The 12,923-nt window shown below is 71.1% G+C and carries 14 protein-coding genes, 1 tRNA gene and 1 riboswitch; of the genes, 5 read left to right on the top strand and 10 right to left on the bottom strand.

All coding sequences use genetic code 11. The features are described 5' to 3' along the window. Positions 1 to 2 precede the first annotated feature (2 nt). Together ACWGSR_RS14170 and ACWGSR_RS14175 are read right to left on the bottom strand one after the other, a co-directional pair. Positions 3 to 905: an ABC transporter permease gene (locus tag ACWGSR_RS14170; protein ID WP_453566439.1), complete on the bottom strand. Its 903-nt coding sequence runs from the start codon at positions 903 to 905 to the stop codon at positions 3 to 5. After that, entirely contained in the window at positions 898 to 1,698 is an 801-nt protein-coding gene (locus tag ACWGSR_RS14175) for an ABC transporter permease (protein ID WP_453566530.1), read from the bottom strand. The genes ACWGSR_RS14170 and ACWGSR_RS14175 overlap by 8 nt, the downstream gene beginning before the upstream one ends. 172 nt (positions 1,699 to 1,870) lie before the next feature. On the opposite strand from ACWGSR_RS14175, the gene ACWGSR_RS14180 reads away from it, so the two are divergent. Continuing rightward, the gene (locus ACWGSR_RS14180; protein ID WP_453566442.1) at positions 1,871 to 4,294 is read left to right on the top strand and encodes a transglycosylase domain-containing protein; all 2,424 of its coding nucleotides are present in this window, start codon (positions 1,871 to 1,873) and stop codon (positions 4,292 to 4,294) included. On the opposite strand, the gene ACWGSR_RS14185 is transcribed toward ACWGSR_RS14180, so the two are convergent. The 3 genes from ACWGSR_RS14185 to ACWGSR_RS14195 all read right to left on the bottom strand — a co-directional run bounded on the left by ACWGSR_RS14185 (position 4,288) and on the right by ACWGSR_RS14195 (position 5,573). Further along, complete coding sequence (locus ACWGSR_RS14185) at positions 4,288 to 4,608, bottom strand: DMT family transporter (protein ID WP_376231391.1); 321 nt, start codon at positions 4,606 to 4,608, stop codon at positions 4,288 to 4,290. The two genes, ACWGSR_RS14180 and ACWGSR_RS14185, sit on opposite strands and share 7 nt — an antisense overlap. Before the next feature lie 33 nt (positions 4,609 to 4,641). Then, positions 4,642 to 4,702, bottom strand: a riboswitch (guanidine-III (ykkC-III) riboswitch). 117 nt (positions 4,703 to 4,819) lie between these two features. Further along, the gene (locus ACWGSR_RS14190) at positions 4,820 to 5,158 is read right to left on the bottom strand and encodes a GroES family chaperonin (RefSeq protein WP_030210124.1); all 339 of its coding nucleotides are present in this window, start codon (positions 5,156 to 5,158) and stop codon (positions 4,820 to 4,822) included. A 94-nt stretch (positions 5,159 to 5,252) separates the two neighbouring features. Then, on the bottom strand, positions 5,253 to 5,573 hold the full coding sequence (locus tag ACWGSR_RS14195; protein ID WP_376231390.1) for a DUF3618 domain-containing protein: 321 nt from the start codon (positions 5,571 to 5,573) through the stop codon (positions 5,253 to 5,255). Positions 5,574 to 5,714: 141 nt separating this feature from the next. Between ACWGSR_RS14195 and bcp the strand changes: the two genes are divergently transcribed. The 3 genes from bcp (at position 5,715) to ACWGSR_RS14210 (ending at position 7,929) form a co-directional block, all read left to right on the top strand. Further along, complete coding sequence (gene bcp / locus ACWGSR_RS14200; RefSeq protein WP_376231388.1) at positions 5,715 to 6,188, top strand: thioredoxin-dependent thiol peroxidase; 474 nt, start codon at positions 5,715 to 5,717, stop codon at positions 6,186 to 6,188. 114 nt (positions 6,189 to 6,302) lie between these two features. After that, positions 6,303 to 7,799 (top strand): glycine betaine/L-proline transporter ProP, encoded by a 1,497-nt coding sequence (gene proP, locus ACWGSR_RS14205; protein ID WP_453566446.1) that lies wholly within the window; start codon positions 6,303 to 6,305, stop codon positions 7,797 to 7,799. 46 nt (positions 7,800 to 7,845) lie between these two features. Then, positions 7,846 to 7,929, top strand: a tRNA-Leu gene (locus ACWGSR_RS14210). Between the two features lie 58 nt (positions 7,930 to 7,987). On the opposite strand, the gene rdgB is transcribed toward ACWGSR_RS14210, so the two are convergent. From rdgB to ACWGSR_RS14235, 5 genes are all read right to left on the bottom strand, one after another. After that, entirely contained in the window at positions 7,988 to 8,590 is a 603-nt protein-coding gene (rdgB, locus tag ACWGSR_RS14215; protein WP_376231384.1) for an RdgB/HAM1 family non-canonical purine NTP pyrophosphatase, read from the bottom strand. 80 nt (positions 8,591 to 8,670) lie between these two features. Then, positions 8,671 to 9,492 carry a DUF1963 domain-containing protein gene (locus ACWGSR_RS14220; RefSeq protein ID WP_453566449.1) on the bottom strand — a complete coding sequence of 274 codons (822 nt, stop codon included), beginning with the start codon at positions 9,490 to 9,492 and terminating at the stop codon, positions 8,671 to 8,673. A 77-nt stretch (positions 9,493 to 9,569) separates the two neighbouring features. Next, positions 9,570 to 9,950 carry a hypothetical protein gene (locus tag ACWGSR_RS14225; RefSeq protein ID WP_376231383.1) on the bottom strand — a complete coding sequence of 127 codons (381 nt, stop codon included), beginning with the start codon at positions 9,948 to 9,950 and terminating at the stop codon, positions 9,570 to 9,572. 118 nt (positions 9,951 to 10,068) lie between these two features. Further along, on the bottom strand, positions 10,069 to 10,800 hold the full coding sequence (gene rph / locus ACWGSR_RS14230) for a ribonuclease PH (RefSeq protein ID WP_062755292.1): 732 nt from the start codon (positions 10,798 to 10,800) through the stop codon (positions 10,069 to 10,071). Positions 10,801 to 10,976: 176 nt separating this feature from the next. Next, the gene (locus ACWGSR_RS14235) at positions 10,977 to 11,210 is read right to left on the bottom strand and encodes a glucose PTS transporter subunit EIIB (RefSeq protein ID WP_030210103.1); all 234 of its coding nucleotides are present in this window, start codon (positions 11,208 to 11,210) and stop codon (positions 10,977 to 10,979) included. Between the two features lie 235 nt (positions 11,211 to 11,445). Here ACWGSR_RS14235 and ACWGSR_RS14240 point away from each other — a divergent pair, with 235 nt between their 5' ends. Then, positions 11,446 to 12,744, top strand: a complete 1,299-nt coding sequence (locus ACWGSR_RS14240; RefSeq protein ID WP_453566451.1) for a PTS transporter subunit EIIC — start codon at positions 11,446 to 11,448, stop codon at positions 12,742 to 12,744. The last annotated feature ends 179 nt before the right edge of the window (positions 12,745 to 12,923 follow it).

The raw sequence follows: 12,923 nt of genomic DNA on the forward strand, positions 1-12,923 counted from the left end.
CCTCAGCTTCCTGTCGATCGGTATGAGCGGATCCCCGCCCGCCAGGCGAGGCCCGCAACCCCGCAGCAGACGAGCGCCACCGGGGGCGACGCGAACGCCGCCCAGTCCGGCACCCCCGCCGGGGCCGGCCGGCCGAGCACGTACAGGGCGGGCAGCCAGCTCACGAACGCCAGCGGCACCACGTACACCACGCCCCGGACCAGCTCCTGCGCGAAGATCGACGGCGGGTACTGGAGGAGGGTGTTCCCGCCGTACGTGAAGGCGTTCGTGACCTCGGCCGCGTCCTGGAGCCAGAAGAGCGCGGACGCGCCGATCACCATCACCGCGCCGAAGATCACCGCCCCGCAGACCACCGTCACCGGCAGCAGCACGACCTTCACCGGCGTCCAGTCCACGTCGAGCAGGACCAGGCTCCAGACCAGGACGAGCAGCGCCTGCGCGACCCGGCCGAAGCGGCGCAGCGCGAACTTGTCCGCCGCGACCTGCGCGAGCAGCGGCGCCGGGCGCATCAGGAAGGTGTCGAGCGAGCCGTCCCTGACCCGCCTGCCCATCCGCTGGAGCGAACCCACCGTCAGGTCCGCGGTCCCGAAGGCGGTGCCGGCCGTCCCGTACAGGAAGGCGACCTCCGCGAAGGAGAAGCCGCCGAGCCCCTTCACCTGGCCGAACATCAGGAGGATGACGACGAAGTCGAAGAAGGTGACGCAGAAGCTGTTGAAGAGGGTCAGGGCGAAGGAGAGGCGGTACGCCATCGTGGAGCGGATCCACATGGCCGCCACCATCCGGTAGGTGCGGAGGGCGTCGCCGAGGCCGTCGTAGGTGCGGGACGGGTCGTCCGGTTCGCCCTGCGTACGGGACGGGTCGTCCCCCGTGCCCGTGACGGGGATCGTGGTCGTCGTCTCAGCCACCCTGCACCACCACCTTCCGCGTCGCCATCGCCTGCACCGCCCGGCCCGTGCCGAGCAGCGCCAGGGCCCAGCAGCCCTGGAAGGCGTACGCCCCCGCCAGCTCCCAGCCCTCGTACCTCGCCAGGTAGACGTCGGCCGGGACCTGGAGGAGGGAGGCCCAGGGCAGCATCCGGGCGATCTCGCCCAGGGCGCCCGGGAAGACGTTCAGCGGGAGCAGCATCCCGGAGAAGAACAGGCCGCCCAGCCAGGCCACCTGCATCACGCCCTGGCCGTCGAGCAGCCAGAACGCGCTCATCGCCACCAGGTACCAGAGCGCGAAGCCGACCACCGAGCCCAGGACCACCGCGAGCAGGAACGCCGCCCAGCCGCCGGGCCCGGACGGCAGGGTGAAGCCGAAGACGAGCGCGCCGAGCGTCATCGGGGCGACGCCCCGGCCGAGGAGCTGGAAGGCGGCCCGGCCGGCGTTGGCCGAGAACCACCAGGCCTGGAGGTCGGCGGGGCGGTAGAGGTCGACGGCGATGTCCCCGGTCCTGATCCGCTCGATCAGCTCCTCCTCGAAGCCGCCGCCCATCAGGCCGCAGACGGTGAGCAGGGCCTGCCCGATCCACACGTAGGCGAGGGCGTCGTCCATGGAGTAGCCGCCGAGGTGGGGCCGTTCGTCCCAGAGGGCGATGTACGTGTAGGAGAGGACGAGGCCGAAGACGCTGTTGGTGAAGACGCCCGCCGCCGTCGCCACCCGGTAGGTGGCGTAGCGCCGGAACCCTCCCGCGGCCACCGTCGCGTACAGCCGCAGCATGGGGATCCCTTTCCGAGGGGTGGACTCCGAGGGGGTGGACGGAGGCGAAGCGCACGACCCTAGTGGGCGTGCCATGTCCGACGCGACCCGTTTTCTCGTCACATTCGCGGCGCGTTATCTTCGAGTCGCTTTCATGACTTTTGGTGCATTACGGGCAATATGGGATGCCATGTCCCCTTCCTCGTCCCCTCCCTCCGGTACGAACCCGGGCGCGGGCCCCGGTACGAGCCCCGGCACGGACTCCGGCACAAGTCCCGGCACCGGCTCCGGTACGAGCGACCCGAGCGGCACCCCCCGGACCTCCCCCCCGGGCTGGGAGCCGAGGGATCCCACCCTGCGCCCGCCCGTGCGGGTGGCCGTCTCCGCGCCCGCGCCCCGCCGCCGGCACCGCCGCCGCGGCCCCTTCCGGCGCTTCCTCCGCCGCCTCCTCGGCGCGCTGCTCCTCGGCACCCTGCTCCTCGCCGGCGCCCTCGCCGCCGGATACCTCCTGGTGGAGATCCCGCCCGCCAACGCCGCAGCCGTCGCCCAGTCCAACGTCTACCTCTACCGGGACGGCACCCCGCTCGCCCGCGACGGCGAGGTCAACCGCGAGAGCGTCCGGCTCGACCGGGTCCCGCTCACCCTCCAGCGGGCCGTCCTCGCCGCCGAGGAGCGCGACTTCGCCACCTCCCGGGCCGTCGACCCCAAGGCGATGGTCCGCGCCGCCTGGAACACCGTCACCGGCAAGGGCCGCCAGTCCGGCTCCACCATCACCCAGCAGTACGTCAAGAACTACTACCTGGGCCAGGAGCAGACCCTCAGCCGCAAGGCCAAGGAGTTCTTCATCGCGATCAGGCTCGGCCGCGAGAAGAGCAAGCAGGACATCCTCCAGGGCTACCTGAACACCAGCTACTTCGGACGCAACGCGTACGGCGTGCAGGCCGCCGCCCGCGCCTACTACGGCAAGGACGTCGAGCGGCTCGACACCGCCGAGGGCGCGTACCTCGCCTCCCTGCTCAAGGCCCCCAGCGCCTACGACGTCATCACCCACCCCGAGAACCGCGCCAAGGCCGTCGCCCGCTGGCACTACGTCCTCGACGGCATGGTCACCGAGGGCTGGCTCGACCGGGCCGGCCGCGCCGCCCTCCGCTTCCCCGACCCGCAGACCGCACGCCCCGTCAGCGCCCTGTCCGGACAGCGCGGTTACGTCGTCCAGGCCGTCGAGGAGTACCTGACCGGCCGCGGGATCGTCGACGAGAAGACCCTCGCCGGCGGCGGCTTCCGGATCACCACCACCCTGGAGCCCGACAAGCAGGAGGCCCTCGCCGAGGCCGTCGAGGACCGGGTCGTCTCCCGGCTCGACCCGGACCGCAACCCCGCCGACCGCTTCGTGCGCGTCGGGGCGGCGGCCGTCGACCCGGCGAACGGCCGGGTCCTCGCGATGTACGGCGGGATCGACTACACCCGCCAGTACGTCAACAACGCCACCCGCCGCGACTACCAGGTCGGCTCCACCTTCAAGCCCTTCGTCTTCACCGCCGCCGTCCAGAGCGGCGCCCAGACCCAGCAGGGCCGGCCGATCACCCCGTCCACGCTGTACGACGGGACCAACCGGCGCCCGGTGGAGGGCTGGAGCGGCGGCCCGTACGACCCGGCCAACGAGGACGACGCGAGCTACGGCGTGATCCCCGTCGGCACCGCCACCGACCTGTCGGTGAACGCCGTGTACGCCCAGATGGCCGTCGACGTCGGCCCCGCACACGTGCGCGGGACCGCGATCTCCCTCGGCCTGCCCGGCTCCACCCCCGACCTCACCGCCTCCCCCTCCATCGCACTCGGCGCGGCCACCGCCAGCGTCCTCGACATGGCCACGGCGTACGCGACGCTCGCCGCCCACGGCAGGCTCGGCGCGTACACCCTGGTGGAGGACGTCTCCCGGGGCGGCGAGAGGCTGGCGCTGGCGGCGCCCCGGGCCCGGCAGGCGGTGACCCGCGAGGCCGCCGACACCACCACGTCGATCCTCAGGAGCGTCGTCGAGACGGGCACGGGAACGGCCGCGCAGACCGCCGGACGCCCGGCGGCGGGCAAGACGGGCACGGCGGAGGACGACAAGGCCGCCTGGTTCGCGGGCTACACCCCGGAACTCGCGACGGTCGTCGCGCTGATGGGCCAGGACCCCGAGACGGGCCACCAGAAACCGCTCTACGGGGCGCTCGGCGTGGACCGGGTCGCCGGGGGCGGGGCGCCCGCCGAGATCTGGGGCCGCTTCACCCGCGCGGCCCTGGCCGGAACGCCCCCTCGGGAGTTCGAACTCCGGCTGATGCCGGGGGTGGAGGCCGGAGGACCGGCGTCCGCGTCACCGACGCCGACGCCGAGCGCGGACGGCCTGGAGGAGTACGTGACCGGGGAGGCGGGCCCGGAGGCGGCGCCGGTCCCGGTCCCGGCCCGGGGCCCCGGCCAGGACGGCCGAAACGCCGACCCGGGCGCGCGGGGCGTCGGACCGGGCGCGTGGAGCATCCGCCCGGGGCCCGGCGCGCGTCCCGGCCACGGCACCCCCGCCCTCCCCCGTACCGCCGAACGGGGCACGCCCGGCGACCGGCGGGACGGTCAGTGACCCGAGGTCGCCTTCAGACCCACCACGGCCACGAGCAGCAGACAGACGAAGAAGATCCGGGCGGCGGTCGCCGGCTCCCCCAGGACCACCATGCCGAACACCGCCGCACCGGCCGCGCCGATGCCGACCCACACGCCGTACGCCGTACCGATCGGCAGGGTCTTGGCGGCCTGCGACAGCAGCACCATGGAGACGACGATCCCGGCGCCGGTGAACACGCTCGGCCAGAGACGGGTGAAGCCCTCGGTGTACTTCATCCCGATCGACCAGGCGACTTCCAGCAGACCCGCGACGACGAGCAGGATCCAGGCCATGACGACAGCACCTCCGTGAGACGGAACAACAGGGGTGCGTCGTCTTGTCGTGTGCCCGGTACGGCGCGTCTCGTCGGGGTCCTTCCAGGCTAGCAAAGAAAGGGCGGAGGCCCCGGTGACCATGGTCACCGGGGCCTCGTGGAGGTTCGCCCGCATATGGATAGAGGCCGGTCCTACGAATAGAGCCCGGTCCTACAGATAGAGGCCGGTCCTACAGATAGAGCCCGGTCGAGTCGGACGTCCCCTGGAACCGGTCCGCCGCCACCGCGTGCAGGTCGCGCTCCCGCATCAGGACGTACGCGACGCCCCGCACCTCGACCTCGGCGCGGTCCTCGGGGTCGTACAGGACCCGGTCGCCGGTCTCGACGGTACGGACGTTCTGACCGATCGCGACCACCTCGGCCCAGGCGAGGCGACGGCCGACGGCGGCGGTCGCCGGGATCAGGATGCCGCCGCCCGAACGCCGCTCTCCCTCCGGGGAGTCGGTACGGACCAGGACCCGGTCGTGGAGCATCCGGATGGGCAGCTTGTCGTGGGTGTTCTCGCTCACGGGGTGAACCTACCCGCCCGGGCGTGTCGCCCGCGCCCGGGAGCCGTGATCACCGGCCGCACCGGTGGCGTCCGCACCGCTGACGCCGGGACCGTCACCCCTTGCCCTTGCGGCCGGCCACGGCGATCAGCCCGACGACGGCGACGACCGCGAGCGCCGCCGGGACCACGCGGTCCAGACGGGGCGCGCCGTCCGCGTGGGTCAGGTGGGCCTTCACGTCCGAGACGACCCGGTTGACGGCGACGAAGGCGCGGCCGGCGGTCTGGTCGACCGTCGAGGCCACCTTCGCCCTGGCGTCCCCGATGATCGTCTTCGGGTGCACCCGAATGCCGATCTCGTCGAGAGTGACGGCGAGCTGCTCGCGTCGGCGGACGATGTCCGCCTCGATCTGCGCAGGGGTCCTGGCGTCCGACACCGCACTGCCTCCGTAGTCGTGATCGCCGTGATCGTCGTGATCCGGTCGTTGATGGACAGTCTGTCAGTTCCGCCGCCGAAGGGTCGCCCCAGACCCCCATTAGGCTCTGGACGCGTACGCGAACGTTTCCCGAGGAGAGCCATGAGCGAGCGACTGCAGCCCGGCGACACCGCCCCCGCCTTCACCCTGCCCGACGCGGACGGCAACGAGGTCTCCCTCGCGGACCACCGGGGCCGCAAGGTCATCGTCTACTTCTACCCCGCCGCCCTCACCCCCGGCTGCACCAAGCAGGCCTGCGACTTCACCGACAACCTGGAGCTGCTCGCGGGCGCGGGGTACGACGTCATCGGCGTGTCCCCGGACAAGCCGGAGAAGCTGGCGAAGTTCCGCGAGAAGGAGGACCTGAAGGTCACCCTGGTCGGCGACCCGGAGAAGAAGGTCCTGGAGGCGTACGGCGCCTTCGGCGAGAAGAAGCTGTACGGCAAGACGGTGACGGGCGTGATCCGCTCCACCGTGGTCGTCGACGAGGAGGGCAGGGTCGAGCGCGCCCTCTACAACGTGAAGGCCACCGGCCACGTCGCCAAGATCATCCGGGACCTGGGCGTCGAGGCCTGACACCCGCCCCGGGATGTGACGGGGATCGCACTTGCGGCCGATCCCCGTTTGCGAAAGCCACGACCGCGCAGAAGAGCCTCTTGTGTGTGTTTCCCGCAGAGAGGACTGACGGTCATGCCGGCCACCGACAACGACCCCGCGGCCGACCCCGAGGCCCTGAGACGCCACCCACGGCTCTTCAGGGCCGTCAGCCGGCGCAAGCAGCCCAGGCTGCGGCGGACCGACATCACGGTGACGGACGAGGCGGCGGTCAAGCGGGCCGTGAAGGCGGCCTCGCTCGGCAACGCCATGGAGTGGTTCGACTTCGGCGTCTACGCCTATCTCGCCGTCACCCTCGGGCACGTCTTCTTCCCGTCCGGGAACGACACGGTCCAGCTCCTGTCGTCGTTCGCGACCTTCGCCGTCGCCTTCCTGGTCCGCCCGCTCGGCGGCATGTTCTTCGGCCCGATGGGCGACCGGCTCGGCCGCAAGAAGGTCCTCGCGCTGACCATGATCCTGATGGCGGCCGGCACCTTTGCGATCGGCCTGATCCCGTCGTACGCCTCGATCGGCTTCTGGGCCCCGGCGCTCCTGATCGCCTTCCGGATGCTCCAGGGCTTCTCGACGGGCGGTGAGTACGGCGGGGCCTCGACCTTCATCGCCGAGTACGCGCCCGACCGGCGCCGGGGCTACTTCGGCAGCTTCCTGGAGGTCGGCACCCTGGCGGGGTACGTCGGCGCGGCCGGCCTGGTGACGGCGCTCACCGCGTGGCTCGGCTCCGACACGATGGAGGCGTGGGGCTGGCGCGTGCCGTTCCTGGTGGCGGGGCCGCTGGGCCTGGTCGGCCTCTACCTGCGGATGCGGCTCGACGAGACGCCGGCCTTCCAGCGCCTGGAGTCCGACGCGGCGCACCCGTCGGAGGCGGCGGACGCGGTGGAGACCACGACCAAGGGCGACCTGGCGAAGATCTTCCGGCAGCAGTGGCCGATGCTGCTGCTGTGCGTGGCGCTGGTGGGCGCGTACAACATCACCGACTACATGGTCCTGTCGTACATGCCGACGTACCTCTCGGACGAGCTCGGCTACAGCGAGACGCACGGTCTGCTGATCCTGCTCCTGGTGATGGTGATCCTGATCCTGGTCATCACCCGGGTGGGCAAGCTGAACGACCGCTTCGGCCGCAAGCCGGTCCTGATGGCGGGCATGCTGGGCTTCCTCTTCCTCTCCCTGCCGGCGTTCCTGCTGATCGGCCGGGGCGGGATCCCGGCGATCACGGCGGGCATGCTGATGCTCGGCCTGTCGCTCGTCTGCATGCTCGGCACGATGTCGGCGGCGCTCCCGGCCCTCTTCCCGACGGACGTCCGCTACGGCTCCCTCTCGGTGGGCTACAACCTCTCCACGTCCCTCTTCGGCGGCACGACCCCCCTCGTGATCACGGCCCTGATCGGCGCGACCGGCGACAACCTGATGCCGGCGTACTACGCGATGGGCGCGGCCCTCGTCGGCGTCATCGCCGTGGCCTGCATGAAGGAGACGGCCCGACAGCCCCTGGAGGGCTCGCCCCCGTCGGTGGAGACCCCGGAGGAGGCGGCGGAGATGGTGATGGCCCGGGCGCCGGAACCGAAGTTCTGACGCCCCTGCCACGGGCGCCCCGGCGGCCACTACGATGGTCGCGCGAGCGGCCGTGGTGGAATTGGCAGTCACGCTGGGTTTAGGTCCCAGTGGGGTAACACCCGTGAGGGTTCGAGTCCCTCCGGCCGCACGGTTCCGAAAAAGGACCGCCCTTCGGGGCGGTCCTTTTCCGTGCCTGCGGGGATGCTTCAGCCCAGCAGCTCCTTCACCACCGGCACCAGCGCGCGGAACGCCTTGCCGCGGTGGCTGATCGCGTTCTTCTCGGCCGGGGTCAGTTCCGCGCAGGTGACGGTGTGGCCCTCGGGCTGGAGGATCGGGTCGTAGCCGAAGCCGTTGGTGCCGGCGGGGGTGTGGCGGAGGGTGCCCGGCATGGTGCCCTCGACGACGCGTTCCGTGCCGTCCGGGAGGGCCAGGGCGGCGGCGCAGGCGAAGTGGGCGCCGCGGTGTTCGTCCGCGATGTCGGAGAGCTGGGCCAGGAGCAGGTCCAGGTTGGCGCGGTCGTCTCCGTGGGTGCCGGACCAGCGGGCGGAGAAGATGCCCGGGGCGCCGTTGAGGACGTCGACGCAGAGGCCCGAGTCGTCGGCGACGGCGGGCAGGCCGGTGGCCCGCGCGAGGGCGTGGGCCTTGAGGAGCGCGTTCTCCGCGAAGGTGACGCCGGTCTCCTTGACGTCGGGCACCTCCGGGTACGCGTCCGCGCCGACGAGTTCGAGGTCGAGGCCCGCGTCGGCGAGGATCGCGTGGAGTTCGGTGATCTTGCCCGCGTTGCGGGTGGCGAGGATCAGACGGGTCATGCCCTTGATTATCCCGGGGCAGGTGTCGTGGACCGCATCCGGTGCCCAGGCCCTCACGTCCCCGCGCAGGCCCTCATGCGCTACGGGCAGTCGTAGCGGTACGTGAAGGGGCGTCCGGGGCAGTCATGGCATTCGAACAGGTAGACACCGCCCAGGTCGCCCAGGACCAGGCCGGGCCCTTCGTAGGCCGTGTGCCCGTCTTCGATCGGGGTCCAGGCGCGGCGGGACACGGCGTCGGCTTCCGTGCTCTCCAGTGTCAGCAGGTGTTCCATCCTCCTGCCGCATTCGGAGCACTCCGGCCAGTCCGACTCCTGGCACCAGCCGGGATATCCGACCAGTTTCGTGCCCGGCGCGACGGAGAGGTGGCTCTGGTAGTCCCAGCCCGTCTCCAGGTCCAGGTCCAGGAACCGGAACTCCAACTCGTCCCACATGTCGCCGTGGAGGTCCCAGTAGGGGTACTCCGTCACCAGCTCGGGATGGACCACGCACGGGCGCGGGACGTGGTTCTCCCACCGCTCCGCCGGGCTCGGCGGAGTCTCCAGCACCTTCCCGACCGAGGCCGCCGCCCGCCATCGGACATGCGGAACGACCCAGCGGTGGCCGCTGTGCTTCCGCGGGCACCACAGGACCTGGAGCAGATCGCATCCATCGGGAAACGGGACTACGTCCGGAACGTCGGTGCGGTGGATCTGCACGACCGGCACCATCGGCGAACCCTCGTGCTCGGGGCACAGTGGCCAGTCCTCGTCGGCCGGCCACAGCAGCGGGCCTCCCACCGAACTGTCTCCGCGCGTCGGCTCGCCCACGCGCGGATGGAGCCGGACGGTCTCCTTCCGGAGGGGCGCCACCTCGGGAAACAGCTGCTCGACGTCGACTGGTCGCGGCGGTGTACGGCGGGTCACGCCGACAGGCTACGAGACGACGGTCGTGCCGGAACCGGCCGGTCTCCCCTCGTGGGCCGTCGCCGTCACCAGCACGGTCAGCCCGGCGTGCAGACCTTCGTGACCTCGCCCGCCGCGTTGGTGATGGGGGTGATGTCCGGGGTGGTGTCGCCGTTCTTCACCGCCGTGCGGACGGAGTCGACGCCCTTGGTGAGGTCGTCGACGGCCTTGGAGAGGTCCGCGTTGTCGGTGGTGTTCTTGAGGTTGCCCAGCTCGGTGGAGATCGAGGTCAGGGACTCCTCGATCTGCGTCGGGTCGTTCGAGGCGTTGGACACGGCCTGCTGGAGCTTGTTGACCGAGGTGGCTATCGCGTCGGCGGTCTTGACGCAGTCCATGGCGGTGTCGAGGGCCGCGCAGCCGCTCAGGACGGTGGTGAGCGTGGCGGCCGTGGCCACGGCGAGTGCGATGCGGCGCTTCAAGGTGGGTCCTCCCCCTGGGTGGGACGGGTGGGCGCACGGATCGTATCCGCGCGCCCGTTGTCCGTCAGGACGCCGTGGCGTCCGGGAGGGTTCCTCGGGGGATTCCTCGGCGGGTTCCTCAGAGGGTTCCGTCGAGGGCCTTGCGCTGGATCTCGGCCAGGTCGGCGCAGCCGCCGGAGGCCAGGTCGAGGAGGGCGTTGAGCTCCTTGCGGTCGAAGGGCTCGGCCTCGGCGGTGCCCTGGACCTCGACGAAGCGGCCGTCGCCGGTGCAGACGACGTTCATGTCGGTGTCGGCGCGGACGTCCTCCTCGTAGCAGAGGTCGAGGAGCGGGACGCCGTCGACGATGCCGACGGAGACGGCGGCGACGGTGCCGGTGAGGGGCTTGCGGCCGGCCTTCACCAGCTTCTTGGACTGGGCCCAGGCGACGGCGTCGGCGAGGGCGACGTACGCGCCGGTGATGGCGGCGGTGCGGGTGCCGCCGTCGGCCTGGAGGACGTCGCAGTCGAGGACGATCGTGTTCTCGCCGAGCGCCTTGTAGTCGATGACGGCGCGCAGGGAGCGGCCGATGAGGCGGGAGATCTCGTGGGTGCGGCCGCCGATCTTGCCGCGGACGGACTCGCGGTCGCCGCGGGTGTTGGTGGAGCGGGGCAGCATGGAGTACTCCCCGGTGACCCAGCCCTCACCGCTGCCCTTGCGCCAGCGCGGGACGCCCTCGGTGACGGAGGCGGTGCAGAAGACCTTGGTGTCGCCGAAGGAGATGAGGACGGAGCCCTCGGCGTGCTTGCTCCATCCGCGTTCGATGGTGACGGGGCGGAGCTGTTCGGGGGTACGGCCGTCGATGCGAGACATGGGTCGAGCCTAGCGGGGTGCGGGGAGGGGTCCGTTCCGCGTCGGCGTCCGGGTGGCCGGATACGGCGGGGGCGGGTCCGGCGGACCCGGCCCCGGTCCGCCGGACACGGCGAGGGGCCCGTTCCCCTGCCGGAACGGGCCCCTGCCGATGCGAGTCGGTCGCTCGCATCAGGTCCTCACATCATGTCTTCGATGTCCGCGGCGATCGGGTCCGCGTCGGTGCCGATGACGACCTGGATGGCGGTGCCCATCTTCACGACGCCGTGGGCGCCGGCGGCCTTCAGGGCGGCCTCGTCGACGAGGGCGGGGTCCACGACCTCGGTGCGCAGGCGGGTGATGCAGCCTTCGACCTCTTCGATGTTCTCGATGCCGCCGAGCCCGGCGACGATCTTCTCAGCCTTGGTGGCCATGTGTCTCTCCCTGTCCGTTCCGTTCGCGAGGACGCGAATCTCGGCGCACCTGCGGTCCGCTTTGACACGGTAACCCACGGTTGGCCCAACTTCGCGAGCGAGTGCAGCCGTTCTGCCGAATGATGACGATCACCGGCGGCCTGTCCTCAGCGGGCTCCCGGAGCCTATCGCAACTGGTCTACACCAGTGCGCAACGAGACGCGCACCCGGCTTGTTCCGGGCAGGGAGGACGCCCATGAGTAGCGACAGCGCAGCGGCCGCGCGGAAGAAGTCCTGGGGCAGCGGTCTCTTCCAGGGCCTCCAGAAGATGGGGCGCAGCCTCCAGCTCCCCATCGCCGTCCTGCCGGCCGCCGGCATCATCAACCGGCTCGGGCAGCCGGACGTCTTCGGCGCGGACGGCCTCGGCTGGGACAACGTCGCCAAGGTGATGGCGGGCGCGGGCGGCGCGCTGCTCGACGGCGGCCTCGGTCTGCCGCTGCTGTTCTGCATCGGCGTCGCGATCGGCATGGCGAAGAAGGCGGACGGTTCGACGGCGCTCGCGGCGGTGGTCGGCTTCCTCGTCTACTACACGGTGCTCCAGCAGTTCCCGAAGGACTGCCCGGAGGGGACGCGGGACATCGGCGGCGGCTGCCTGGGCGCGGACGACGCCTTCGCCGAGTACACGTACCAGAACCCCGGCGTCTTCGGCGGCATCGTCATGGGTCTGCTCACCGCGTACCTGTGGCAGCGGTTCCACCGGACGAAGCTGGTCGACTGGCTGGGCTTCTTCAACGGCCGCCGTCTCGTCCCGATCATCATGACGTTCGTGGCGATCGTGTTCGCCGCGCTCTGCCTGTGGGTCTGGCCGCCGATCGGCGACGCCCTGGAGAGCTTCAGCGACTGGCTGGTCGGGCTCGGCGCGTGGGGTTCGGGCATCTTCGGCGTGGCGAACCGGGCGCTGCTCGTCATCGGCCTCCACCAGTTCCTCAACGTGCCGATCTGGTTCCAGTTCGGCACGTACACGAAGCCGGACGGCACGGTGGTGCACGGCGACATCCCCATGTTCCTGGCGGGCGACCCGGAGGCGGGCCAGTTCCTGACGGGCTTCTTCCCGATCATGATGTTCGCGCTTCCGGCCGCCGCGCTGGCGATCACCCACTGCGCCAAGCCGCACCGGCGCAAGGAGGTCGGCGGTCTGATGCTGTCGGTGGCGCTGACCTCGTTCGTCACCGGCATCACGGAGCCGCTGGAGTACTCGTTCCTCTTCATCGCCCCGGTCCTGTACGCGATCCACGCGGTGCTCACCGGCGTCTCGATGGCGCTGACCTGGGCGCTCGGCGTGAAGGACGGCTTCAGCTTCTCGGCCGGCCTGATCGACTACGTGATCAACTGGAACCTCGCGACGAAGCCGTGGCTGATCATTCCGATCGGTCTGGGCTTCGCGGTCGTGTACTACGTGGTCTTCCGGTTCGCGATCACGAAGTTCGACCTGCCGACCCCCGGCCGCGAGCCGGAGGAGGTGGAGGCGGAGATGGAGCGGGACAACGTGAAGTGAGCCCGCGGCAGCCCCGCCGCGCCCGCGCGGCGAGCCCCGCCCAAGGCCCCCGGACCCCGTGGTCCGGGGGCCTTTCCGTGCCCGCTACGGAGCGTGTCCGAGCGGGTGAGAATTCACAGGTTCCTTATCTAAGTCGCGCGTGCTAAAACTGGTCTACACCACTCATTGGTGTAGACCAC

Source organism: Streptomyces sp. NPDC055632, assembly GCF_053618675.1.

Coding starts and splice junctions, on each gene's coding strand:
- ACWGSR_RS14240 (WP_453566451.1), top strand. CDS start 11,446: ATGAGTAGCGACAGCGCAGCGGCCGCGCGGAAGAAGTCCTGGGGCAGC.
- ACWGSR_RS14185 (WP_376231391.1), bottom strand. CDS start 4,608: ATGGCCTGGATCCTGCTCGTCGTCGCGGGTCTGCTGGAAGTCGCCTGG.
- ACWGSR_RS14235 (WP_030210103.1), bottom strand. CDS start 11,210: ATGGCCACCAAGGCTGAGAAGATCGTCGCCGGGCTCGGCGGCATCGAG.
- rph (WP_062755292.1), bottom strand. CDS start 10,800: ATGTCTCGCATCGACGGCCGTACCCCCGAACAGCTCCGCCCCGTCACC.
- rdgB (WP_376231384.1), bottom strand. CDS start 8,590: ATGACCCGTCTGATCCTCGCCACCCGCAACGCGGGCAAGATCACCGAA.
- ACWGSR_RS14180 (WP_453566442.1), top strand. CDS start 1,871: ATGTCCCCTTCCTCGTCCCCTCCCTCCGGTACGAACCCGGGCGCGGGC.
- proP (WP_453566446.1), top strand. CDS start 6,303: ATGCCGGCCACCGACAACGACCCCGCGGCCGACCCCGAGGCCCTGAGA.
- bcp (WP_376231388.1), top strand. CDS start 5,715: ATGAGCGAGCGACTGCAGCCCGGCGACACCGCCCCCGCCTTCACCCTG.